This window comes from Streptomyces capoamus (assembly GCF_014654935.1).
Lineage (GTDB): Bacteria > Actinomycetota > Actinomycetes > Streptomycetales > Streptomycetaceae > Streptomyces > Streptomyces capoamus.
On sequence record NZ_BNBF01000004.1, the window covers coordinates 78147 to 102743 of the forward strand.

The following is a 24597-nucleotide window of genomic DNA, read 5'->3' on the forward strand; positions in this document are numbered from 1 at the left end:
GGCTCCGCGACCACGGCCTGGACGTCGGGGACGAACTGCTGGTGGAGATGCCCGGGCCGTGGAACGGACCCGTCCGGGTCGTTCACCGCGACGCCGGCCGGCTGCACCTGGTGACCCTGCGCGGTCACATGGAGGCCGGGCAGGTGCAGTTCCGGGCGCGGGAGGACGACGGCCTGCTGGTGTTCGAGATCGAACTCTGGGCGTGCCCCGCCGGCCGCCTGGTGCACCTCCTGTACTCGCACCTGCGCCTGGCGAAGGAGATCCAGCTCAACATGTGGGTCCGGTTCTGCCTGTCCGCCGTCGCGACGTCGGGGGGCCGGCTGGCGGACGGCGTGCACATCCGCACCCGCTGGCTCGAATCCCCCGGTACGGCACCCGTACGCCCGCCGGCGGGAGGGCCCGGTGAGCCGGACGGGAGCCGGGAGCGCCGGCGCAGGGACGACAGGTGACGGCCGGTCCGCTCCGGGACCGGACCGTGGTGGTCACCGGAGCCGCCCGCGGGCTCGGAGCGGCCCTGGCCCGCGAACTGGCCCGGCGCGGGGCACGCCTGGCACTGCTCGGCCACGAGGGACCCGAGCTGGACGCCCTGGCCGCGGCCCTGCCCACGGCGGCGCTGGCGGTCGAAGTCGACGTCACCGACCCGGCGGCGCTGGACGACGCGGCAGGCGAGGTCCGCGCCCGCCTGGGCCGGCCGTCCGCCGTCGTCGCGAACGCGGGCATCGCCGAGGGCGGCCCGTTCGCCACCTCGGCTCCCGCCTCGTGGCGCCGCGTCATCGACGTGAACCTGACGGGCAGCGCCCACACGGCGCGGGCGTTCCTGCCCGATCTGACGGCGACGGCGGGCTACTTCCTGCAAGTCGCCTCGCTCGCGTCACTCGGAGCCACCCCGATGATGAGCGCCTACTGCGCCTCCAAGGCGGGTGTGGAAGCCTTCGCCCACTCCCTGGCGGCCGAGGTGGCGCACGAGGGGATCGCGGTGGGCATCGCCTATCCCGCCTGGGCGGACACCGACATGATCCGCGAGGCCGAGGAATGCACGGCCCTGCACCGACTGCGCGTGCGCATGCCCCCCGGCGTACGGAGCATCCATCCAGCCGACCTGGTCGCCACCCGGCTGGCGCGCGCCGTCGAGCGCCGTAGCACCACCGTCTACGTCCCGACGTGGCTGCGTCTGGTCCAGCCCCTGCGCTGGGCCCTGCCGCCGCTGGTGCTGCGGCTGTCCCGTCACGAGCTGCCCCGCTGGGATGCCGGACGGCCGCTGCGCGCCACGGGCAGGCTGGGCGCGGGCGGACGGGCCGACCGCACCGCCGACGCACCGGGTGACGGCGGACCCGGCTGAGCCCGCGTCCCGGCACGAACGGCACCGGAAGCGCTCCGCGTCGCCGCGCGGGCCCGGGCAAAACCGCATCCGTGTCGCCGGATCGCGCGGGAACCCGCAGGCTGGAGGAGCGGGGACGCACCGCCGACACCGGTACGAAGGAGAAGCGCATGGCGAAGAAACGCGAGACGGGCGAGGAGCTGAAGAAGGGCGATCACGTCACCTGGCGCAGCCACGGCAGCCAGGCCGAGGGCGAGGTGGAGAAGAAGATCACCGAACGGACCGAGGCCGCGGGCCGCACGGTGGACGCCTCGCCGGACGACCCGCAGTACGAGGTACGCAGTGAGAAGTCCGGCAGGACCGCGGTCCACAAGCCGTCCGCGCTCAAGAAGAAGAAATGAGCCGACGTGGACGACGACGAGCGCCAAGAGGTCGGCAAGACGTTCCATGAGCTGGTGAACATGACCCCGGCCGAACTGGAGAAGTGGCTCGCCTCCGACCAGTCGCACAGCGCCGGGCAGCACAAGGACGGCGGCGAGTCCACCGGACACGCCTCCGGCCGCCGGATCGTGGAGATCCTGCGGACCAAGAAGGGCGACCTCTCGGACGACGACTACCTCCACATGCGCAAGGTCGTCGGCTACATCCGCCGCCACCAGGCCCAGCGGCCCGACGGCGACGTACGGGACACCACGTGGCGGCACTCCCTGATGAACTGGGGCCACGACCCACTGAGCTGACGAGCGGTCCGCCTCATGGCCGGGTGAAGTGCTTGTCCAGCCAGTCGAGAAGAGCCGCGAACTCGGGGGACATGGTCGTGTCGGACTGGGTGAGGTCGGTGGTGACGCCGTCGTCCTGGACGGTGATGGTGTAGCTCATCGCGTCCCGGGCGCGCCCGGGACGGTCCGATACGGCGGGGGCGGAAGCGGTGGCTGCGGCGACCAGCCGGGTCAGTTCCGTGGCGGCGGACCGGGGGAGGGTGTCGGTGTCCACGACCTCGGGTGGCTGCTGCAACCGGATCGCTGCGGCCTGCCCGCCGTGTCGGGCCAGGCTCACCTTCATCTGCTGCTCTTGAGCGCGTTGCTGCTCTTGAGCGCGGTCACGTCCTCGGCCAGTGCCTTGACCTGGGCGGTGAGGGCCTTGATCTGCTTGCTCAGAGCCGCCACTCCGTCCTCGTGGCCCACGCCTCCGTTGTGACGGGCGGTGTGGCTGCGGGTGCGGGCGATGCCGGTGGGGATCCCGCTGATGTGGATCCCGACGTCCTGCCACGCGGCGAGGACGGCGAGTTGTTCGGCGCTGTCCGCGCCGTAGAGCTCTTCGGCCTTCTGGTAGGTGGTGTCGGCGAAGTCCTGGAACTGCGTCTGACTGGTGGAGGCCTTGAGGGACTCGTACCAGATGAGGGCGGGTGCCTGCCAGGCGTATCCGCCGATGCGCGTGGCGGTGAGGTAGAAGGCCTTGTTCGGGATGCCGGAGTTGATGTGGACTCCGCCGTAGTCGCCCCGTTCGGTGTTGGGCAGGTTGACGTACTTGTTCATGTGGGCGGGCTGGGGGTCCTTGCCGAACTCGGGGTTGTCGTACGCCTCGCCGGGAGCCTTGAGGGAACGCAGGGCGTCGGCGTCGATGCCGGGGGTGAACACTTCCGCTCCGATGAGCCAGTCCGCGGCATCGACGCTCTGGTGGGCCGACCACTGTTTGACCAAGGTGCCGAAGACATCGGAGATGGATTCGTTGAGCGCTCCGGGCTGGTCGTGGTAGGCGAGGCCCGCGGTGTACTCCGTGACCCCGTGCGTGAGTTCGTGACCGATGACGTCGACGGCCCCGGTGAAGTCGGTGAACATGCGTCCGTCGCCGTCGCCGAAGACCATCTGCTGTCCGTCCCAGAAGGCGTTGTTGTACATCCTGTCGAAGTGGATGTATCCGTTCAGCCGCATGCCCAGGCCGTCGATGGAGTCGCGTTGCAGGACGTCATGGTAGAAGTCCCGGGTGAGGCCGAGTCCGTCGAAGGCACGGTTGACGGAGGCGTCCTGGGAGGCGGTGCCCTCTTCGGTGCGGACCAGGGTGGCGGTGGGCAGGACACGGCCCTGCCGGCAGTCGAAGACCGTGCGCCGGCCGTTGCCGGGCGCGGTGGCGCCGATGAAGGACGCCCGAATCGCTCGTTCGCCCCGCAGCCGTGTCGTGGTCAGCATGGTGTCCAGGGCGGCTTTGCGCACCTCGCTGTCGTCGCTCTCCAAGAGCTTGTCGAGAAGGTGCGGGGGGATGATGCAGTGGACGCGACGGGTGGTGGTCATGGGGCACCTGCCGGGTGAGGGATACGGCGGTCGAGGACTGGTCGCCCGCTCGGGGCGGTCATGCTGTGATCTGCGGCAACTCGAGCTCGAAGATGACGGGGCAGTGGTCGGAGGCCTTGGGCTTGTCCGGTCCCACGCCGGGGAAGCGGGGGCCGGTGTATTTGACGGCGCGCAGTGGCATCCCTTTGCGGAAGATCTCCGGCAGGGCGTGGGGGGCCGCCAGGGCCAGCGAGGTGGCGGGCAGGATGTAGTCCAACTGCCGGTACTCGTCGCCGCCGTCCCAGAAATGGGTCCAGCGCTCGTCCTGGGGCAGGCGGGCGACCACGTTCTCGACCTGGTCCCAGGTGACGAGTTGGTCGATGCCCGACGCACCGTCGCCATCCGCTTCCAGGTAGTCGTTGAGATCACCCAGCACCACGAACGGGTGTTCACCCGGCGCCTCGGTTCCGAAGCGGCCGGCGACGATCTCCTTCACCTTCGCCGCCTGGCGCTGACGTCTGCCGCGGGTCTGGGCACGTCCGCCGAGCATGGACTTGAAGTGGTTGACGAAGAGCGTGACCGACGTCGTTCCGTCGTGCCCGGCGTCGGGGCCGACTTCGATGTCGACCTCGAGACAGTCACGGGAGAAAAGCGGCTCGGTGGGGCTCTCCGGGTCCATGAGGTGCTGGTAGGAGCGGATCCGTGTGATCGGCAGCTTGGAGAGCACGGCCACGTCGATCAGCCGCGGGTCGTTGCCGTCGACTCCTGCGACGTAGGGGTACTGGGCGCGTCCGCCGAGCGCTTGCGCACGGAAATGCTTGAGGGTGTCGACGTTCTCGACCTCCTCCAGGCACAGCACGTCGGCCTGGATCTCGCGTACCGCGGCTCCGGTGATGGCCTTGTCGTCCATGCCGAGTTCTTCGAAATGGGTCTGGTCGACGATCCAGCCGCGTGAGTTGGCGGTCGCGGGGTCGACACCTTCCTTGAACCGCCAGCGGGCGAAGAGGTTCTCGACGTTGAACGTGGCCAGGCGCAGCGTTGTCACGGCCCCTCCCGAGAGGATCGGGACGTCGGTTACGGCCCCGCCGCGAGAGGCAGCACGGTGTGCACGAGTGACGGCGGTAGGGGAAGCGTCGGCCCTGCCGGCCCCGTTCCGCGGTGGCAGGACCACGCTGATACGAACAGTTTCCTGCCGCCCGCCCCGCCTGGCAAACGCAGGCGGTTCCGTGCGGCCTGCGCTCCATCACCGCCGACGGTGCCCGTGGCACCTGCGTGATCTTCGGCGGCGGCGTCACCGGCGGCGCCCTTGCCGGCCCTGTACGGACTGCGGACACTCCGCGGTCTGCGGCCCGACGAACGGGAGGTCTCGCCGTACGACCGCGGCACGTGTGCGAGGGCCCCGTCGACGGAGGCCCCACGGCGAGGCCGGTGTATCAGCCCGGGAGACCGTCGGTGGCCTGCGCCGCCCCCCGTGGTGCGGCGCAGACCGGGTTCCAGGATTCCGGGCCGGTGCGATGTTGCACACCCCCCTCCCACGGGGTGAAACAGAACTTCAAGGCGCATGGGCCACCCCGGACTTGACCGAAAACGCGGCAGGTGAGCGTTGGCAGCCGTGGTGGCGTCCTTGGCCTTCAGCCCCGACGGGCACACGCTCGTCTCCGCGGGCGCGGACGGCAAGCTGCGCCTGTGGGACGTGACCACCGGTGCGAGCCGCGCCGTACTCACCGACCTGGCGTCCGCGGTGACGTTCAGCGGTGACGGCCGTACGCGCGCCGCCGGGCACGACGACGGCACGGTGCGCTTGTGGGACGTGGCGACGCGCACCGTCCGTGCCACGCTGAGCGGGCGCCGGCAGCCCGTCTCCGCCGTTGCCTTCAGTCCTGATCGGCACGGGTTCGCCGCGGGTGGCGTCGACGGCACGGTGCAGCGCTGGGAGTTGAGCCTGCCCCGGCCGGGCCAGGCGAACGACGGGATCTGCCGCGCCCTTCACCGGGACCTCACCGAGCACGAGCGCTCCCGCTATCTCCCCGGCCGGACCCGGGACCAAGTACGCACGTGCACGGGCGCATAGCCGCCGCCCAGGTCCCCGCTCGCATGGGCCCGCTCACCGACATCGCCGCCACTGCCCGCTTCACTTCGGCCGGATGTCCGGTTGGCACGATGGGACACTGCCTTCGGGGGGTAGCCGCTGCAGTGACCGGCACAAGACGGCGGACGACGTCCGCTTCGGACAAGGGAGCAACGGCACATGGCTACCGGCGCGGACGCGGCGAGAATCACGGCGAAGGTCCGGGGCAAGGACATCACGTTGGACGGCCCGCTCACCAAGGACGAGATCCGAAGCAGGATCTGGTGGTGGCTGTCGGCCGAGCCCGAGGCGTCCGAGGAAGGGGAGGACACCCGGCGCGAGCACGACGGCGCCGGAAAGGACGTCATCATGACCCTGGGCGGGTACTACGAGGTGTCGCCCGACCCTCACACGCCCGAAGCCCAGAACCTGGTCGAGATGGTCCACGACGAGCTGAACCCGGACGGGTGAGTCCGCGGCGGTTCGGCGGGAGACGGTGAACGAGACCTTCCCGTCGCACTCGTGCAGGGTGAGCGGCCCTGGGGCGCAGCGGGAACAGGGCGGCCGGAACCTCTCGCCAACCACCGGCGACGCCAGTTCCGCCAGGGTATTTCCGGCAGAATTCCGGCTCTTGCGCCGCCACCGCACCGGCTGACAGGCTTCGCGCCGTGACCGCCAACGATGCGCTCGCGGCAGCCGGACCGGCCGCCACCCCCGGGTCGTTCCGGGGTCTGGCGCCGACGCAGTCCCAGGAGCCGCGGGACCGCGATGCCGCCGCCTTCGTCGAGGCCGCCCTCGCCGGCGCGCCCGGCGACCCGGTCGCACCCGTCGGGCCGCTTCCCGGCACGGCCGGCTTCGCCGTCGTACTCGCGCCGCTCGCCGAGCTGGCCGGGCGGCGGCTGCTCGCGGCGCTCGCCCCGGACGTCGGGCGGACGAGCGAACGGGACGCGCTCATCGGGGAGTTCACCGAGACCACGGCTGCCGCTCTGGGCGGCATGGCGGCTCGCGCGCTGGTGCTGGAACTCCAGGCGGCCCGGCTGCAGGGACGCCTGGCGGGCGCGACCCCGCAGGCCAGGTTCCGTGACTTCGTCGCCGTCACCGGGACCAGGGCCGGCCTCGTCCGGCTGTTCACCGAGTACCCCCTGCTGGCCCAACTCGTCGGGCGCCACTGCGTGAACGCCGTCGCGGCCATGGCCGAGCTGCTCAACCGCTACGCCGAGGACCGCGCCGAGCTGGTCGCGCGGCTGCTGGCCGGACGCGACCCGGGCCCGCTGGTCGCCGTGGACCGCGCCGCCGGCGACGCGCACCGGCGCGGACGCCGGGTCGCCGTGCTGCGCTTCGCCGACACCCGCCGGGTGGTGTACAAGCCCCGCCCGCTCGCGGCCGACCGCCACTTCGCCGAACTGGTCGACTGGTGCAACGCCCGCGCACAGACACCCGGACTGCGCACACCGGCCCTGCTCACCCGCCCGGACCACGGCTGGTCGGAGCTGATCGAAGCCCGCCCCTGTGCCTCGCGGGCCGAACTGGACCTGTTCTACCGGCGCCTGGGCGTGCTGCTCGCGCTCGCCCACGCACTCGACCTCACCGACCTGCACCACGAGAACCTGATCGCCTGCGCCGACCACCCGGTGCTGGTCGACCTGGAGACGCTCTTCCACCCGCCGCTGCCCGAGGACCCCGCCGACGACGACCCGGCCGGCCGTGCGCTGGACGCCTCCGTGCAGCGGATCGGTCTGCTGCCCCAGCTGGTGCTCGGGGACGGGGACGCGCTGGACCTCTCCGGCCTCGGCGGCGGCGCCGACCGCCGTTCGCCGGTCGAGACGGCCGGCTGGGAGGCCGCGGGCACCGACGCCATGCGGCTGGTCCGCCGGCCCGGCGCGTTCCGCCCCGGGGCCAACCGCCCCCGGCTGGCCGGCGTGGAAGCCGAGCCCGCAGCGCACACGGAGGCGCTGGTGGCCGGCTTCCGAGCGGGCTACCGCACGCTCACGACGCACCGGCACGAACTGTCGGGCCTGCTGCGCCGCTTCGCCGACGACGAGGTCCGGGTGGTGACCCGGGCCACCCAGGTCTACGTGACCGTCCTCGCCGAGGCCACCCACCCCGACGCGTTACGGGACCCGGGCGACCGGGAGGCACTGTTGCGGCTGCTCGGCACCGACGCGGTCGACGACCAGGGCTGGCCGGGACTGCTCGACCACGAGATCGCCGAGCTGTGGGACGGCGACGTCCCGGTGTTCACCGCGCGCCCCGGTCGGACCGACCTGTGGAGCGGCACCGGTGCCCGCATCCCCGGCGCACTCGACCGGTCCGGACTGGACCGGGTGGCGGTGCGCCTCGCGTCGATGGACGAGGCCGACCTCGCCGCGCAGGAGCGCATCATCCGGACGGCGCTGGCCTGCCGGACGGCGACACCGGCACATCCCGCCGCGGTCCCCGGCCCCCGGCCGGCGGAGACGGGCGCGCCGGACGCTGGTCGGGTGAGGCCGGGGGAGTGGGCCGTCGGTCAGGGTGAGCCGCGGGAGCCGGCGGCTGGTCAGGTGCAGTCGCGGGAGCGACCCGCCGGTCAGGCCGAGTCGGGTGCGCGGGCGGCTGGTCAGGCGGAGTCGGGGGAGTGGGCCGCGGACCCGTGGGGACCGGATGCGCAGGCGACCGGTCACGCCGCCGGGCAGACCGGGTCGCCGGCCACCGGCCGGTTGCTCGGTGCCGCCCGGGAGCTCGGTGACCTGCTGGTCCGGCAGGCCCACCGGGGCCGGGGCCGGGCGAACTGGCTGGGTGTCGAACTGCTCGGTGAGCGGTACCGCAGGCTCGGGCCGTGCGGTGCCGACCTGGGGCACGGGTACTCGGGAATCGCCCTCTTCCTCGCCCAGCTGGCCTCTCTCACCGGTGCGGACCGCTACGCCGGGACGGCACGCGACGCGCTGCGCCCGCTGCCACGGCTGCTGGACCGGCTCGCCGCGCTCCCGGACGAGGATCTCGGCACGGTCGGCTCCGGCGGCTTCGCCGGGCTCGGCGGCATCCTGTACGCGCTCACCCGGGTCTCGACCGTGCTGGACGACGCCGAGCTGCGTGCCCTGGTCGAACCCGCGGCCGCGCTGACCGTCCGCGCCGCCGGGGCCGAGCGGGCGGTCGGCCTGCTCGACGGTACGGCGGGCGGCCTCGCCGCACTGCTGGCCGCACACCGGACGTACCCGTCGGCCGGCCTCCGGCATGGCGCGGCGGCCTGCGCCGACCGGCTCGCCGGTGAGCCCGTCCCGGCCGCACCGGGCTTCGCCACCGGCGCCGCCGGAGTTGGCTGGGCGCTGCTCGGCTTCGCTGCCTCCGGGGGCGGCGAGCAGTACCGCCGGGCAGGGCTGGCCGCGCTGCGGTCCGCCGTGGCCGTGTCGCCGGCCGCGGGCGCCGACCTGTCCTGGTGCAACGGCGCGTCGGGAGTGGCGCTGGCGGTCGCCGACCGCTCCGCGGCGATGGCGGATCCGGCGCTGTCGGCGGCCGTCGCCACGGCCGTGGGGCGCCTCGCGGACGCCGGACCGGTGCCGGACGGCAGCCTCTGCCACGGTGAGTGGGGCCTGCTGGAGCTGCCGCACCGGACAGCGGCCGGCGCGGTGCTCCGCGCGCGGGCCGCCGGTGCCGTGCGGCACGGCCGACTTCCCGAGGCCGGCGGCAGCACCGCCCCCGGTCCGCTCACCACCCCCGGTCTGCTCACCGGCCTGGCCGGCCACGGCCTCGGCCTGTTGCGGCTGGGCTTCCCCGGTCCGGTCCCTCCGCCGCTGCTGCTGCGGGTGCCGGATCCCGAACCCGTCCCGCCCCGGCTCCTGGCCGGAGCCGTAGCCGTACACGGCTCCGGAACCCCCGGTGCCGGACTCCGCGCCACCTGACACGTACCACCGAGAACATCAGTGGAAGGAACCCCTTGATGAACAGCACCGACCTCGTCCAGCTCCGGAAGCAGCCCACCGCCCCGCTCGGCGCCGGCACCGACCACCCGGCGGGCAGCATCCGGCTGCGCAGCGGCGGCGGGCTCGGCCGCCGCTCCCAACTGCTCGGCTCGGCAGCGACGTTCCGCGGGACCAGCACCAGCCCGTGGACCTCCGTCAGCATGGAACTCCACGACGAGCGCGGCTGAACGGCCCGCCGGTCGGCAGCGGCGGGCTGCCGCGGCGAAGCGTGATCGTCGTTCCCGAGGAGCTCTCTACTCAGCGCGAGTGCGGCACGGGTAGCCTGCGCGGGTGCACACTACTGCCCCGATCACCATCGGCCGCGCGACCGAACTCGGGCTGTTCAAAAGTGTACTGACTGACCTTCAGGAGGGGGCGGGACATGCGGTCCTGTTGGTGGGGGAGGCGGGGATCGGCAAGTCCCGGCTGGCCGGGGAGTGCGTCGGCCAGGCCGAGTCGCTCGGCCTGCCGGTGCTGCGCGGGCGCGGCAGCCCGACCAGTGCCGGGATGCCGTACCGCCCGCTCATCGAGGCGCTGAACTCCCGTTTCCGGGTCACGGGCGTGCCCGAGGAGCCGGAACTGGAGCCCTACCGGCCGGCCCTGGGCCGGATCATCCCGGAGTGGCGGCACACCGCCGTCCCCGGCTATCCCGAGAGCGCGGTGGAGCTGGCCGAGGCCGTGCTGCGGCTGCTCGCCGTGCTCGGCCGGGACCGCGGCTGCCTCCTCGTCCTGGAGGACCTGCACGAGGCCGACTCGGAGACCATCGCCGTGGTGGACTACCTGGTCGACAACCTGGCCGGGCTGCCGGTCCTGCTGGCGGCCACACTACGGCCCGAGCCGGGTGCCGCCCTGGAGCTGGCCCGGGGCGCCGAGCGGCGCCGCGTCGCCTCCCTGGCCACCCTCAAGCCGCTCGGCACGTCCCAGGTCGGCGCGCTCGCGGCCGGCTGCCTGGGCCTGCGGGCCGAGCAGGTGCCCGCCGCCGTGGTCGAGCGGCTGAGCACGCTCAGCAACGGCAACCCGTACCTCGTCGAGGAACTGCTCGCCGAGATGGTCGGTTCCGGAGCGCTGCGCCGCGACGGCGGCGGCTGGCAGGTCACCGGCGACCTGGCGGCCGCCGTTCCGGTCAGCGTGGTCAGCGGCCTGCGGCAGCGGCTGGCGCAGCTCGATCCCCAGGTGCGCGACCTGCTGCTGCTCGCCGCCACCCTGGGCACCGGGTTCTCGATCGGCACCCTGGAACTGATCACCGGACACGGCGTACGGCTGCTGCTCGACCAGCTGGCCGCCGCGGCCGACTCGGGCTTCGTCGTCCCCGACCCCACCGCGGTCGACCAGTACGCCTTCCGGCACGCGCTCACCGCCGAAGCGCTGCTCGCCGGGCTGGCGCCGGCCGAGCGGGCGGTGATCGCCCGCCGGGCGGCCGAAGCCGTCCTGGCCGCCGACCCGGCGGTCTCCGACGACCGCTGCCAGCTGGTGGCGCGGCTGCGGCTGCTGGGCGGCGACGAGGCGGGAGCGGCGCTGCTCTACGCCGAAGCCGGCCGGCGGGCGCTCGCCGGCGGTGCCTCGGCCACCGCCGTGCGCCTGCTGGAACGGGCCCGCGCACTGGCGGCACCGGCCGACCGCACCGCCGTCACCGAGTCACTGGTGCACGCGACCGCCGAGGCGGGCCAACTGGACCAGGCACTGGCGCTGGCCGAGTCGCTGCCGGACGCGGGAGCGGACGCGCTGAGCATCGAACGCCGGGTCGCCCTGCACACCAGGCTCGCCTGGGCCGCCGTGATCTCCGAACGCGCCGCCGACACCCTGGCGCAGGTGGCCGCCGCCCGCGCGCAGCTCGGCGACCCGTCGGACCCGCGGCACACCGCCGCGCTGGCCGTCATCGAGGCCCACTTGGCGCTGCTCCCCGGGCACGGCGCGGAGACGGCCGGGACCGAGCGGCTGGCCCGCGAGGCGGCCGAGGTCGCCGAGCGGGAGAAACTGCCGGTCGTGGCCTGTCAGGCCTGGCAGCTGCTCGCCCTGCTGGCTCGCGAGCGCGGCTTCGACGACGCGGACACCTGCCTGGAACGGATGCTCGCCGTCGCGGAGGAGCACAGCCTGCCGGTCTGGCGGGTGGAGGCGCTGCTGCGGCTCGGTGCCAACGCCTTCCTGCGCAGCGGTGACGCGCGTCGCATACGGGAGGCGCGGGACGCCGCACGCGACCTGGGCGCCCTCGCCCTGGTCCAGCACGCGGAGGGTCTGCTGGCGATGGACGCCGTGCAGCGCGCCGACTTCCCCGCCGCACAGGAGATCATCGACCGCTGTCTGGAGCCGAGCGCCCGGATGCGCAACCTCGGCGGCCACCGCTACCTGCTGCTGGTGGCGGCCACCCTCGCCGCCCATCAGGGCCGGCGGCGGCAGATGGAGCGGGAACTGCTCCGGTTCGACAAGGCCGACGAGTCCACCTCCTTCCTCATGCCGGTCCTGCTCGGTCTGTGCCGGGCGTTCTGCGCCCTGCTGGAGGAGAACCGCGCCCAGGCGCTGGACGAGCTGGCCGCCGCGGCCGACTGGGAGGACCGGCACCCCAACGTGTTCTACCTGAGCGGACGGTACGGCCTCGGCCCGCTGCTGGCCGTCGTCGGCGGCGCCGCCGACCGTACGGCGTACACGGCGGCCCTGGCGGCGCCGGCCGCCGCGCTGGCCTGGAACCGGCAGTTCCTGGTGCTGGCCGACGCCGTGCTGCTCGGCAGGGAGGGCCGGGGCGGGGAGGCCACCGCACGGGTGGACCGGGCGCAGCAGGAGTTCCGGGGCTTCCCGACCGGCCGTCACCTCGGGCTGCGGCTGGTCGCCGAGGCGGCCCTCGCGGACGGCTGGGGCGAGCCCGTCGCCTGGCTGCGGACCGCCGAGGAATACTTCCACCAGGCCGGTGTCCGCTCCGTCGCCGGTGCCTGCCGGTCGCTGATCCGGCAGGCGGGCGTACCGGTCGCGCAGCGGCGCACCGGGCGGGAGCTCATCCCCGAGGGGCTGCGGTCGGTCGGGGTGACACCGCGGGAGTTCGACGTGTTCGCGCTGCTCGTGGAGCGCCTCGGGAACCAGGACGTCGCCCAGCGGCTGTCCATCTCGCCCCGCACGGTGGAGAAGCACATCGCCAGCCTGCTCCACAAGACCGGCAGCGCGAACCGGGCGGAACTCTGCCGCCTCGCCCGGTCGCTGTGCGCGGACTGACCGCGCGTACCACCGCCCGTGCCGCCGGCCGCTCGGTCCGTCCTCCGCCACGGCCGAGCCGTCGCTCACCCTGCCCGGGGCGGGGGGCAGTCGAGGGCGTCGGGGCCGGGACCCTCCTCCCGCGCCCGGTGGCGGACCAGGTCGGCCACGGCCAGGTCCAGCACGCCCAGGGCGAACGGCGAGAAGACCGTGAGGGGCGCGGCGGGGCGGCCCTCGTGCCGGCCGCCGGTGAGGATGGCGCCGATCGAGTCGGCGACGAGGTCGCGCTGACCGGATCGCTCCTCGGCCGGCTGGTGCGGTGAGGTGGACCGGTGGCAGACGTGGTCACCGTCGTCGGCGATGTGGACACTGGACAGGATGGCCTCCGGGCCGAGGTCGCGCGGTGACAGGTGCGGCGGCAGCGGTGTCCCGGGCCGGTCGCGGAGCGGGTGCAGCCGTTGCCGTGGGTCCAGCTGCCGGGCGCGGGTCCAGCCGTCGCCGCGGGTCGAGCCGCTGGGCCGAGCGCCCAGCCGTAGCCGGGTATCCAACCGCCGCCGAGGATCCAGCTGCAGGCCGCGAGACCAGGGGCCGGGCCGCTGATTCGCCCGGCCACCGGCTCGCGGCCCCCCGGCGCCATACGGTCCACCGTGGCGGCGCGCGATCGGCTCACCGCCCTTGCCGGCCGACCACGGCCGCCCGCGTCCGGCACGGCCGGCTCGGCTCCCCACCTCGGTCACCTGCCGGCACCGTCCCGAACCTGCCGGTCCTGTCCCACCCTCAGGACCGGCAGGTCGCCTCCTCGGTCACCGGACCGTGCTGTTTCCACAGGTGGGCGACGTCGCCGAAGTGTGTCGCCACCCAGTGGTCGTCGTAGATCGTGTCGAGGTAGCGCTCGCCCCGGTCGGGGAGGATCACCGCGCAGGTCGCCCCGGCCGGGATCCGGTCGCCCAGCCGCTGGACGGCGGCGAGCACCGCGCCTGCCGAGCCGCCGGCCAGGATGGCCTCGCGGTGTGCCAACCGGCGGCAGTTGACCACGCAGTCGAGGTCGCTGACGTGCACCACCGTGTCCGCGAGGCCGTCCTGGTGGAGCGCCGGGCGCACGGCCGCACCGTGGCCGGGGATCAGCCGGGGCGCGGGCTCGCGCCCGAAGATGACGCTGCCCTCGGCGTCGACGGCCACGATGGTCACCGGGAGCCGTCGCTCCCGCGCGTACTCGGCGCAGCCGCGCAGCGTCCCGCACGAACTGGTCGCGCAGAACAGGTAGTCCGGGCCGCCGGGCAGGGCTTCGCAGATCTCCCGCATGGTCGCGTGGTGCGAGCGCGGGTTGAGCGGGTTCGCGTACTGGTCCGGGCAGTAGGCGTGCTCCGTGCCGGCGATGATCTCACGCACCCGGCGGATCCGTACCGGCAGGTACTCGCCGCTGACCGGGTCGACGGTGGTCACCACCTCCACCTCGGCGCCCAGCGCGCGCATGATGGCGATGTTCTGGCGGTTGGCGCGCGGGTCCACCACGCAGATGAAGCGGACCCCGAAGTACCCGCAGGCCTGCGCGAGTCCGATGCCCAGGTTGCCCGAGCTGGACTCGACCACGACCGTCCGCCCGGGAATCACCCGGCCCTCGCCGATGGCCCCGCACAGCAGCTCCAGCGCGGAGCGGTCCTTGATCGAGCCGCCGGGGTTGTGCGCCTCCAGCTTGGCGAACAGGCGGAAGGGGGCGGTCGGGTCGAACCTGGTCAACTCGACCAGTGGCGTGCGGCCCACGGTCTGCAGCACGCCGACGGGCGCGGTGTCAGAGGGTCGCACGGGTCCCGCCGGCGGCGACGCCGTCCATCCGGAGGCGCAGGCTCAGCGGCCGCATGTCGGTCCACACGGTCCCGATGTGCGCCAGGCACTCCTCCCGGCTGCCGTGGGTGCCCTCGGACCGCCAGCCGAGCGGCAGTTCGCGGTCGGCGAGCCAGATGGAGTACTGCTCCTCGTCGTTGAGCACGACCAGGTAGCTACGGGTGTCGACGGCTTCCTCGGCCATCAGGCCCTCCTGCCCTCGGGGTTCGGCACTGCGACGGGGCGAGCCTGCCGGGCGCCGGGGAAGGGCGGCAAGAGACAAACGGGCAGCAGGAACGGCACCCCGCCCTGCCCTTGTGTCCCTGGTGCCGCGCTCGCGCCCGCCAGCAGGCTTCGCTGGGGCGCGGTGCGCGTCCGTGAGGACCCGTGGAGGTGGCCGGTGGAGATCGACGACAGCCGTGGCGGCACGGACAGCACGGCCGGAGCGCCCCGCAGCGCGTCGTTCGCGCAGCAACGGCTCTGGTTCCTGGACCAGTTGCGGCCGGGCACCCCCGACTACCTGCTCCCGCTGGCGCTGCGGATCCGGGGCGATCTGGACACCGGCGCGCTGCTCGGTGCGCTCACCGCCGTCGTCGAGCGGCACGAGGTGCTGCGCACCGGCTACCGGCAGGAAGCCGGCCGGCTGCTGCAACTGATCACTCCTGAGGGCGAACTTCCCTTCCGGCAGTGCGACTTCGGCGACCTGCCGACCGCCGAACGGGAGGCTCGGCTGGTCCGGCTGATCGAGGAGGAGCTGCGGCTCCCGGTCGACCTGGCCCGGCAGCCCCCGCTGCGGGCCGTGCTGGCCCGGATGGGTCCCGCGGACCACCTGCTGCTCGTGGTGGTCCACCACATCGCCTTCGACGGTATGTCCTGGCACGTGCTCGGGGCCGAGCTGGCGGCCGGTTACCGGGAGCGCACCGGTGGCGGCCCGGCCGCCCTCGCACCGCTCGACCTGCAGTACGCCGACTTCGCCGACTGGCAGGCGGAGCGGCTCACCGGCCCGCGGCTGGCGGCCGGGCTGGACCACTGGCGCACCGCGTTGGCGGGGCTGACGCCGCTGGAGCTGCCCACCGACCGGCCCCGTCCGGCTGTGTGGGACGGAGCCGGCGACGCCGTCCGGTTCGAGCTGCCGGCCGAACTGATGGCACGGGTGGACCTGCTCGCCCGCAGCAGCCGGGCGACCCGGTTCATGGTGCTGCTCGCCGTGTTCCAGGCGGTGCTGTCCCGGTTCAGCGGACAGCGGGACATCGCGGTCGGGACTCCGGTGGCCGGCCGCGGCCTGCCCGCGGCCGAGCGGCTGATCGGTCTGTTCGTCAACACGGTGGTCGTACGCGGCGATCTGAGCGGCGAGCCGTCGTTCCGGACGTTGCTCGGCCGGGTCGCGGCGAACACGCTGGCCGCCCTCAGCCACGCCGGTACGCCGTTCGAACTGGTGGTGGACGAGCTGGCGCCGGAGCGTGACCTCGCCCGCAACCCGCTCTTCCAGGTGTCCTTCTCGCTGCGCACGGCGCCGCCGGAACCGATCGCGCTGCCCGGTCTCGACTGCGAGCTGGTCCGCACTCCGCTGACCGGCTCGCCGTTCGACCTGGTGCTGGACACCGACGTCCTGCCCGACGGGCGGCTCAACGCCCGGCTGCAGTACGCCACCGCGCTGTTCGACCGGGCGACCGCGCAGCGGCTGGCCGACGCCTTCCGGGTGCTGCTCGACGCCGTACTGGCCGACCCGGACCGTCCGTTGCACCGCGTCGGGCTGCTGACCGACCAGGACCGGCTGGCCGTCGTCGAGAAGTTCAACGAGACCGCCGTACCGCTGCCCGAGCGCTGCCTGCACGAGTTGTTCGCCGAGCAGGCCGGGCGCACCCCTGGGGCGGTCGCGCTGCGCTGGCCGGGCGGCGAGATGACGTACCGGCAGCTCGACGGCCGCGCGAACCTGCTGGCGCACCGGCTGCGGGAACACGGGGTGGGACCGGAGAGCCTGGTGGGCGTCTGCCTGCGCCGGGGACCGGAGCTGGTGGTCGCCCTGCTCGCCGTGCTCAAGGCCGGCGCCGGCTACCTGCCGCTGGCGCCCGACCACCCCCCGCTGCGGCGCTCCCGGCTGCTCGACCGGGCGGGCGCCGAACTGCTCGTCGGCGACGACGAGTCGGCGCGGGGCTGGACCGGGACGGTGCTGACCGTCGGGGACGGGGAGCGGGAGACCGGACCCGGCAGCGGCGCGGGGCCGGACAACCTCGCGTACCTCATCTACACCTCGGGCTCCACGGGGGAGCCCAAGGGCGTCATGGTGACCCACCGCAATGTGGTCAACTACGTGCGCTGGTCCGCCCGGACCTACCTCGACGAGGGCGCCGGCACCGCCCTGTACTCCTCGGTCGCCTTCGACCTGCCGGTCACCTCGCTCTACCCCGCGCTGCTCACCGGCGCCGCCGTCACCCTCACCCCGGACGACGGCACGCCCGGCCTCGACGGCCTGGTCCGGCTGCTGAGCCGGGACTCCTTCGGCCTGCTGAAACTCACCCCGACCCATCTCGGGCCGCTCGGCCGGGAACTGCCTGTGCCGGCGCTGCGCACCGCGACGGCCCACCTGGTGCTCGGCGGCGAACAGCTCACCGGCGCGATGCTGGAGCCGTGGCGGCGGCACGCCCCGAACACCGTGGTGTTCAACGAGTACGGCCCGACCGAGACCACGGTCGGCTGCGCCACCCTCGCCCTCCCGGTGTGCGAGCTCGACCAGGGCCCGATGGGCATCGGCGTGCCGATCGACAACACCACCCTGTACGTACTGGACGCCGAGCTGGAGCCGGTGCTGCCGGGCGCCGTCGGCGAGCTGTACATCGGCGGCCTCCAGGTGGCCCGCGGCTACCGGGGACGCGGCGACCTCACCGCCGAGCGCTTCGTCCCCGACCCGTACGCCAAGGTCCCCGGTGCCCGGCTCTACCGCAGCGGCGACCTGGTCCGGCACCGCTCCGACGGCCTCCTGGAGTTCGTCAGCCGCGTCGACACCCAGATCAAGGTCGCCGGGTTCCGGGTCGAGCCGGCCGAGGTCGAGGCCGCCCTGGCCGAACACCCCGAGGTGCTGGAGGCCGCGGTGGCCGCCCACGGCACGGCGGACGCGGCCCGGCTGGTCGCCTACCTGGTGCCGGCCGGCGGGCACCGGCCGCGGGTGGCCGAACTCCGCGCCCACCTGGAGCGGCTGCTCCCCGCCTACCTGGTGCCCGCGCTCTACGTGGTGCTGCCCGAGCTGCCCCACACGGCCAGCGGCAAGGTGGACCGCAAGGCGCTGCCCGACCCGGCCGGCGCCCGCCTGGACCCGGCCGGGGACCGGGTCGCGCCGCGCACCCCGCTCGAGCAGGCGATCGCCGCCCTCTGGTGCGAGCTGCTCGACCTGGACGAGGTCGGCGTGCACGACGACTTCTTCGCCCTCGGCGGCAACTCCCTGCTGGTCACCCGGCTCGCCTTCCGGCTCCGGCAGGTGCTCTCGGCCGAGGTGCCGCTGGCGCAGGTGTTCGCGGCCGGCACCGTGGCCCGGCTCGCCGAGGTCCTGGCCGCAGCCACCGCCGGCGGCCAGGCGCCGATCACCCCGGCGGGCACGGACGGGCCGTTGCCGCTCTCCTTCGCCCAGCAGCGCCTGTGGTTCCTCGACCGCCTCGCGCCCGGCGCCACCGACTACCTGGTGCCGATCGCACTGCGGCTGCGCGGCCCGCTCGACCGGCCCGCGCTGACCGGCGCACTGGCCGCCCTGGCCGAGCGCCACGCGGTGCTGCGCACCCGGTACGCGGAGCGCGACGGCGAACCGGTCCAGCTTGTCGACCCCGGCGCCCGCATCCCCCTGACCGAGCGGGCGGCGACCGAGGAGGAGGCGCTGCGGCTGATCCGCGCCGACCTGGAGGTCCCGTTCGACCTGGCGGCCGGCCCCCCGGCCCGCGCGATGCTGCTGCGCATCGGCGCCGACGACCACGTGCTGGCCCTGACCCTGCACCACATCGTCTGCGACGGCTGGTCGGTCGAGGTGCTGGCCGACGAGCTGGCGCGGCACTACGCCGGCGAAGCCGTCGAACCCCTGCCCGTCCAGTACGCGGACTTCGCCCGCTGGCAGCGCGAGCACGCCGCCACCGAGGAGTTCGCCGCCCGGCTCGGGCACTGGCGGGAACGGCTGACCGGTCTGGCCCCGTTGGAGCTGCCCACCGACCGCCGCCGTCCGCGCCTGCGGGACCCGCGCGGCGACCGGCTCGCCGTCGAGCTGCCCGCCGAACTCGCGACCGCGGTCGAGGAACTGGCGCGTCGCAATGGCGCGACCCCGTTCATGGTGCTGCTCGCCGGCTGCTACGCGCTGCTCGGCCGGTGGAGCGGCCAGCGGGACATCGCGGTCGGCACCGCCGTCTCCGGCCGCAGCCGCTCCGAGACGGCACCGCTGATCGGCTTCTTCGCCAACACCCTGGTGCTGCGCGGCGACCTGAGCGGACGGCCCACCTTCGCCGAACTCCTCGCCCGCGTCCGCGACTCGGCGCTCGACGCCTACGCCCACGCCGACGTGCCGTTCGAACGCGTCGTCGAGGAGCTGGCGCCCGAGCGCGACCTGTCCCGCAACCCCCTCTTCCAGGTGATGTTCGAGCTGCGCCCGCCCCAGGGCGAGGCGTTCACCCTGCCCGGCCTCCGGGTCGAACAGCTCGCCGTCTCCTGGCCCGCCGCCAAGTTCGACCTGACGGTGTCGGTGCAGCCGCAGGCCGACGGCACCCTGCGCTGCGGCTTCGAGTACGCCACCGCGCTGTTCGACCGCGCCACCGTACGAGGGATGGCCGAGCACTACGGCCGTCTGCTCGCCGAGGCGGTCGGCGACCCCGACCTGCCGCTCGACCGGATCGAGGCACTGGACGCCGCCGAACGCCGGGCACTGGTGCACGGCCGGCACGACACCACCGTGGAACCGCCCGCCCGCTGCCTGCCCGAGCTCTTCTCCGAGCAGGCCGCCCGCACCCCCGACGCGCCCGCCGTCGTCTTCGCCGAGCACACCCTGACCTACGCCGAACTCGACGCCCGGGCGACCAGGCTGGCTCACCGCCTGCGCGCCGTCGGAGTGGGCGCGGAGACTCCGGTCGCGGTCTGCCTGCGCCGGGACGCCGACCTGGTCACCGCCCTGCTCGGCGTGCTCCGGGCCGGTGGCACCTACGTTCCGGTCGACCCCGCGCACCCGGCGCAGCGCCGCGCCCACGTACTCGCCGACAGCGGCGCCCCCGTGCTGATCAGCCAGTCCTGGATCCGCGGGGAACTCCCCGACGGCGCCCTACGGCTCGTACTCCTCGACGAGGAGCCGAAGCCGAGCGGGCCGGCACCGGCCGGGCGGCCGGCCGCCGCACTCCCGCCGCTCGACCCCGCCGCAGCCGCCTACCTGGTGTACACCTCCGGCTCGACCGGTCGCCCCAAGGGCGTCCTGATCAGCCACGAGGCCATCCGCAACCGGGTGTCGTGGACGGTACGCGAACACGGCCTCGGCCCGGGGGACCGGGTGCTGCAGAAGACCACGGTCGGTTTCGACGCCTCCGTCTGGGAGTTCCTGGCACCCCTGGTCTGCGGCGCGACGGTGGTGGTCGCCGCCGACGGCGTGCCGCGCGACCCGGCCGCCATGGTGCGGGCGGTGGCCGAGCACCGGATCACCGTGCTGCAACTCGTGCCGTCCGTACTGCGACTGCTCGTCCAGCAGCCCGGGCTGCGCGACTGCGGCACGCTGCGGCTGGTGTTCTGCGCCGGCGAGCCGCTGCCCGTGGAACTCTGCGACCGGCTGCTCGCCCTGCTCCCGGTCACCCTGGTCAACACCTACGGCCCCACCGAGTGCGCCATCGACGTGACCTCCTGGCGCTACGACGGCCGGGAGGCCGGCGAGATCGTCGCCATCGGGCGCCCGATCGACAACACCCGGATCCTGGTCCTCGACCCGGACGGCGGCCTGGTCCCGCACGGCGTCCCGGGCGAGCTGTGCGTGGCCGGCACCGGTCTGGCGCGGGGCTACCTCGGCCGCGGCGACCTCACCGCCGAGCGCTTCGTCCCCAGTCCGCATCCGGTCGCCCCGGGCGAGCGGCTCTACCGCACCGGGGACCGGGTCCGGCGCCGCACCGACGGCACGCTGGAGTACCTCGGCCGGCTCGACCGGCAGGTCAAGCTGCGGGGCATCCGCGTCGAGCCCAGCGAGATCGAGGCCGTGCTCTGCGAACACCCCTCGGTCGCCGCGGCGGCCGTCGGCGTCTACGGTGACCAGCAACTGGTCGGCCACGTCGTCCCCGTCGAGGGCGTCGAACCCGATCCGGCCGTGCTGCGGGCCCATCTGGCGGCCCGGCTGCCGGACGCCATGGTGCCGGCCGTGCTGCGGGTCCTCGCCGTGCTGCCGCTCACCGCCAGCGGCAAGGTGGACCTCGCGGCACTGCCCGGACTGGCCGGGCTGCCCGCGGCCGGGGAGTACCTCGCACCGCGTGACCCCGCCGAGCAGACCGTCGCCGGCGTCTTCGCCGAACTGCTGGGCCGCGAGCGGATCGGCGCGCTCGACGACTTCTTCGCCCTCGGGGGCCACTCGCTGCTCGCCACCCGGCTGGTCTTCCGGCTGAGGGCGGCCTTCGGCATCGAGATCCCGGTCGCCGAGATCTTCTCCCGCCGCACCGTCGCCGCCCTGGCCGAGCTGGCCACCGCCCCGGACGCCCGGCCCGCCGACCCGGCCGGAGCGGTGCTGCCGGTGCCGCGCGACGGTGCGCTGCCGCTCTCCTCCGCCCAGCGCCGGATGTGGTTCCTCGACCAGCTCGAGCCCGGCAGCACCGAATACCTGGTGCCACTGGTCCTGCGCCTGCGCGGGCCGCTGCACACCGCCGCACTGGCCGGCGCACTCGACGACCTGGCAGCCCGGCACGAGGTGCTGCGCACCCGCTATCCGGCGCCGGGCGGCGAGCCGGTACAGGTGATCGACCCGGTGGTCGCCCTCGGCGCGGCGCCGGTGGACCTCTCGGACCTGCCGGCGGACGAGGCCGCCGCTCGGGCCGGGGAACTGGTGCGGGCCGAGACCGCCCGGCCGTTCCGCCTCGACCGGGAACCACCGCTGCGTGCCCTGCTGGTCAAGGTCGGCGAGCAGGAGCACCTCCTCGCCCTGACGGCCCACCACATCGCCGTGGACGGCTGGTCCCAGGGCCTGCTGACCCGTGACCTCGGGCAGCTCTACCGGGCCCGGCTCACCGGCGACGGCCCGCCGGCCGCCCCACCGGTGCAGTACGCCGACTTCGCGGCCTGGCAGGACCGCTGGTCGCGCGGTGAGCTCCCGGAGGCCCAACTCGCCCACTGGCGGGAGCGGCTCGCCGGACTCACCCCGCTGGAGCTGCCCACCGACCGGCCGCGCCCGGCCGTCCGCGACCCGCGCGGCGACCTCCTCACCCTCACGGTTCCCGACGAACTCGCCGAGGCCGTGGAGGACCTGGCACGCCGCCGGGCGGTCACCCCGTTCGTGGTGCTGCTCGCCGCCTTCGACGTGCTGCTCGCCCGGTACACCCGGCAGGCGGACGTCAGCGTCGGCACCCCGACCGCGGGCCGGACCCGGCCCGAGGTGGAGGACGTGGTCGGCACCTTCGTCAACACCGTGGTGCTGCGCGCCGACCTCGGCGACGACCCGGCCTTCGCGATGCTGCTGGACCGCGTCCACCAGGACGTGGTCGCCGCCTACAGCCACCAGGACCTGCCCTTCGAGCGCCTGGTCGACGAACTCCAGCCGGACCGGGACCTGTCGCGGAACCCGCTGTTCCAGGTGATGTTCGAGCTGCAGCACCTCCAGAGCACCCCGCTGCGGCTCGACGGCCTGACCGTCGAGCGGGTCCCCTCGCCCTGGCGGACCGCGAAGTTCGACCTCACCCTCTCGCTGGGCCGCCGCGCCGACGGCGGTCTCCAGGGCCTGTTCGAGTACGCCACGGCGCTGTTCGACCGCACCACCGTCGAACGGATGGCCGGGCACTACCTGACCGTGCTGCGTGCCGCCACCGCGCGGCCCGAGACACCGCTCAGCCGCCTGGAGATCCTCACCGACGACGAGCGGCAGCAGCTGCTGCACGGCTGGAACCCGGCCGGCACCGAGCTGCCCGCGGCCTGCGTACCGGACCTGTTCGAGCGCCGTGCCGCTCAGTCGCCCGACGCGGTCGCCGTCGCGTTCGGACCGGCCTCGCTCAGCTACGCCGAGCTCAACACCCGGGCCAACCAGCTGGCCCACCACCTGCGCGCGCTGGGTGTCGGCGCGGAACGCCCGGTCGCGGTCTGCATGGAGCGCGGGACCGAGGTCGTGGTGGCGCTGCTCGCGGTGCTCAAGGCGGGCGGGGTCTACGTGCCGATCGATCCCGAACACCCGGCGGAGCGGCTGGCGTTCATGCTGGACGACCTGGACGCCGGGGCCGTACTGAGCACCGGCCGGTTCGCCGAGCGGCTCTCCGCCGTCGCCCGCGGCCGGCTGGTGCTGGTCGACGCGGAGGCGGAACGGATCGCCGCGCGCCCGGACGGGAACCCGCCGCCGCAGGCCGCTCCGGACCAGCTGGCGTACATGATTTACACCTCGGGTTCCACCGGGCAGCCCAAGGGCGTGCTGATCCAGCACGGCTCCTACGCCCACCACTGCCGCGTGATCGCCGACGCCTACGGCATCGAGCCGGGTGACCGGGTGGTGCTGCTGTCGGCGCTCACCTTCGACGTGGCGATGGACCAGACGGCCGCCACCCTGCTGGCCGGCGCGACCGTCGTCGTCGCCGATCCGCTGTTCTGGAGCCCGGCCGAACTCCCCGCACGCGTCGCCGAACACGGCATCACCGTCATGGAGATCACCCCCGCCTACTACCGTGAGGTGATGCAGCACGTCCGGCCCGGCGACGAACGGCTGAGCGGCCTGAAACTGATGAACGTCGGCAGCGACGTGGTCACCGTGGACGACGCCCTCGCCTGGACCGCCACCGGCCTGCCCGGCCGGTTCCTGTGCAACTACGGCCCGACCGAGGCGACCGTCACCTGCGTCCTGCACCCCGTGCCGGCGGCCCCGCCGGGCCGTGGCGAGGCCGCGCTGCCGATCGGCCGCCCCGTCCCGGGCACCCGGGCCTACGTACTGGACAGCACCGGTGACCCCGTACCGGCCGGGGTGCCGGGCGAACTCCACCTCGCCGGTGTCCGGCTGGCCCGCGGCTACCACCGCCGCCCCGGGCTCACCGCGGAGAAGTTCGTCCCCGACCCCTTCGGCGACGTGCCCGGCGGCAGGCTCTACCGGACCGGCGACCTGGTCCGGTACCTCGCCGACGGCACCATCGAGTTCCTCGGCCGGATCGACCAGCAGGTCAAGCTCCGCGGTTTCCGCATCGAACTGGGCGAGATCGAGGCGGTGCTGGCCCAGCACCCCGGCCTGCGCCAGGTCGCCGTCGTCGCCCGTGACGTCCGGCCGGGCGACCGGCGACTGGTCGCCTACCTGGTACCGCGCGGCAGCGGTGGCCCGGACGTCGCCGAGCTGCGCGAGTGGGCCGGCGAGCGGCTGCCCTCGTACATGGTGCCCTCGCTCTGGACGACCTTGTCCGAGCTGCCGCTGACCACCAGCAAGAAGGTGGACCGCAAGGCCCTGCCGGAGCCCGCCCTCGACGGTGAGCTGCTCGAACGCGTCTACGAGGCACCCCGCAACCCGACCGAGGAGATCGTGGCCGAGGTGTGGGCGGACATCCTCGGCATCGAGCGGATCGGCGTCCACGAGGACGTCTTCGTCCTGGGCGCCCACTCGCTGCTCGCCACCCGGGTGCTCGCCAGGCTGGTCGCCGTCTTCGATGTGGAACTGCCGCTGCGCCGCCTCTTCGAGGCCACCACGGTGGCGGCCCTGAGCCAGGTCGTGCTGGAGGCACTGGAGGCGCAGATCGCCGAGCTGACGGACGAGGAGGTCGCCGCCCTGCTCGCGGAGGAGGGCGAGGACCGCTGAACCCCGGGCCCGGCACGTCCGCCCGCCACCCCCTCGGGGGCGGCGGGCGGACGTTCGCG

At 74.2% G+C, this 24597-nt stretch carries 16 protein-coding genes; 10 read left to right on the top strand and 6 right to left on the bottom strand.

Annotation, left to right across the window (positions count from 1 at the left end):
* From IE312_RS39265 to IE312_RS08530, 4 genes are all read left to right on the top strand, one after another.
* The coding region (locus tag IE312_RS39265) for a DUF1990 domain-containing protein (RefSeq protein WP_229899347.1) at positions 1-449 on the top strand (449 nt) is incomplete at its 5' end.
* Complete coding sequence (locus IE312_RS08520) at positions 446-1339, top strand: SDR family oxidoreductase (protein WP_189979920.1); 894 nt, start codon at positions 446-448, stop codon at positions 1337-1339. The genes IE312_RS39265 and IE312_RS08520, both read left to right, overlap by 4 nt.
* A 149-nt stretch (positions 1340-1488) precedes the next feature.
* Positions 1489-1719, top strand: a complete 231-nt coding sequence (locus IE312_RS08525; RefSeq protein ID WP_189979921.1) for a hypervirulence associated TUDOR domain-containing protein — start codon at positions 1489-1491, stop codon at positions 1717-1719.
* 6 nt (positions 1720-1725) lie between these two features.
* Positions 1726-2058: a DUF3140 domain-containing protein gene (locus IE312_RS08530; protein WP_189979922.1), complete on the top strand. Its 333-nt coding sequence runs from the start codon at positions 1726-1728 to the stop codon at positions 2056-2058.
* A 13-nt stretch (positions 2059-2071) separates the two neighbouring features.
* On the opposite strand, the gene IE312_RS08535 is transcribed toward IE312_RS08530, so the two are convergent.
* The 3 genes from IE312_RS08535 to IE312_RS08545 are packed head-to-tail and all read right to left on the bottom strand — an operon-like array spanning position 2072 to position 4630.
* Entirely contained in the window at positions 2072-2380 is a 309-nt protein-coding gene (locus IE312_RS08535; RefSeq protein ID WP_189979923.1) for a protealysin inhibitor emfourin, read from the bottom strand.
* Positions 2377-3606 (bottom strand): M4 family metallopeptidase, encoded by a 1230-nt coding sequence (locus IE312_RS08540; RefSeq protein ID WP_189979924.1) that lies wholly within the window; start codon positions 3604-3606, stop codon positions 2377-2379. The genes IE312_RS08535 and IE312_RS08540 overlap by 4 nt, the downstream gene beginning before the upstream one ends.
* 58 nt (positions 3607-3664) lie before the next feature.
* Positions 3665-4630 carry an endonuclease/exonuclease/phosphatase family protein gene (locus IE312_RS08545; RefSeq protein WP_189979925.1) on the bottom strand — a complete coding sequence of 322 codons (966 nt, stop codon included), beginning with the start codon at positions 4628-4630 and terminating at the stop codon, positions 3665-3667.
* Between the two features lie 570 nt (positions 4631-5200).
* Here IE312_RS08545 and IE312_RS08550 point away from each other — a divergent pair.
* From IE312_RS08550 to IE312_RS08570, 5 genes are all read left to right on the top strand, one after another.
* On the top strand, positions 5201-5656 hold the full coding sequence (locus IE312_RS08550) for a WD40 repeat domain-containing protein (RefSeq protein ID WP_229899432.1): 456 nt from the start codon (positions 5201-5203) through the stop codon (positions 5654-5656).
* A gap of 177 nt (positions 5657-5833) precedes the next feature.
* Entirely contained in the window at positions 5834-6124 is a 291-nt protein-coding gene (locus IE312_RS08555) for a hypothetical protein (RefSeq protein WP_189979927.1), read from the top strand.
* Between the two features lie 197 nt (positions 6125-6321).
* A complete protein-coding gene (locus tag IE312_RS08560) occupies positions 6322-9528 on the top strand; it encodes a type 2 lanthipeptide synthetase LanM family protein (protein WP_189979928.1) in 3207 nt (1068 codons plus the stop codon).
* A 38-nt stretch (positions 9529-9566) separates the two neighbouring features.
* Positions 9567-9776, top strand: a complete 210-nt coding sequence (locus IE312_RS08565) for a hypothetical protein (RefSeq protein ID WP_189979931.1) — start codon at positions 9567-9569, stop codon at positions 9774-9776.
* 103 nt (positions 9777-9879) lie between these two features.
* Entirely contained in the window at positions 9880-12786 is a 2907-nt protein-coding gene (locus IE312_RS08570) for a helix-turn-helix transcriptional regulator (protein ID WP_189979933.1), read from the top strand.
* A gap of 65 nt (positions 12787-12851) precedes the next feature.
* On the opposite strand, the gene IE312_RS08575 is transcribed toward IE312_RS08570, so the two are convergent.
* The 3 genes from IE312_RS08575 to IE312_RS08585 all read right to left on the bottom strand — a co-directional run bounded on the left by IE312_RS08575 (position 12852) and on the right by IE312_RS08585 (position 14791).
* Positions 12852-13313, bottom strand: a complete 462-nt coding sequence (locus IE312_RS08575; protein WP_189979935.1) for a hypothetical protein — start codon at positions 13311-13313, stop codon at positions 12852-12854.
* A 229-nt stretch (positions 13314-13542) separates the two neighbouring features.
* A complete protein-coding gene (gene sbnA / locus IE312_RS08580) occupies positions 13543-14568 on the bottom strand; it encodes a 2,3-diaminopropionate biosynthesis protein SbnA (RefSeq protein ID WP_229899348.1) in 1026 nt (341 codons plus the stop codon).
* On the bottom strand, positions 14555-14791 hold the full coding sequence (locus tag IE312_RS08585; protein ID WP_189979938.1) for an MbtH family protein: 237 nt from the start codon (positions 14789-14791) through the stop codon (positions 14555-14557). The genes sbnA and IE312_RS08585 overlap by 14 nt, the downstream gene beginning before the upstream one ends.
* 195 nt (positions 14792-14986) lie before the next feature.
* On the opposite strand from IE312_RS08585, the gene IE312_RS08590 reads away from it, so the two are divergent.
* The gene (locus IE312_RS08590) at positions 14987-24538 is read left to right on the top strand and encodes a non-ribosomal peptide synthetase (RefSeq protein WP_189979940.1); all 9552 of its coding nucleotides are present in this window, start codon (positions 14987-14989) and stop codon (positions 24536-24538) included.
* Positions 24539-24597 lie beyond the last annotated feature (59 nt).

What these genes read in the sequence shown, in the direction of transcription:
- IE312_RS08525 (WP_189979921.1), top strand. Translation starts at nt 1,489, where the DNA reads ATGGCGAAGAAACGCGAGACGGGCGAGGAGCTGAAGAAGGGCGATCAC.
- IE312_RS08535 (WP_189979923.1), bottom strand. Translation starts at nt 2,380, where the DNA reads ATGAAGGTGAGCCTGGCCCGACACGGCGGGCAGGCCGCAGCGATCCGG.
- IE312_RS08540 (WP_189979924.1), bottom strand. Translation starts at nt 3,606, where the DNA reads ATGACCACCACCCGTCGCGTCCACTGCATCATCCCCCCGCACCTTCTC.
- IE312_RS08555 (WP_189979927.1), top strand. Translation starts at nt 5,834, where the DNA reads ATGGCTACCGGCGCGGACGCGGCGAGAATCACGGCGAAGGTCCGGGGC.
- IE312_RS08565 (WP_189979931.1), top strand. Translation starts at nt 9,567, where the DNA reads ATGAACAGCACCGACCTCGTCCAGCTCCGGAAGCAGCCCACCGCCCCG.
- IE312_RS08585 (WP_189979938.1), bottom strand. Translation starts at nt 14,791, where the DNA reads ATGGCCGAGGAAGCCGTCGACACCCGTAGCTACCTGGTCGTGCTCAAC.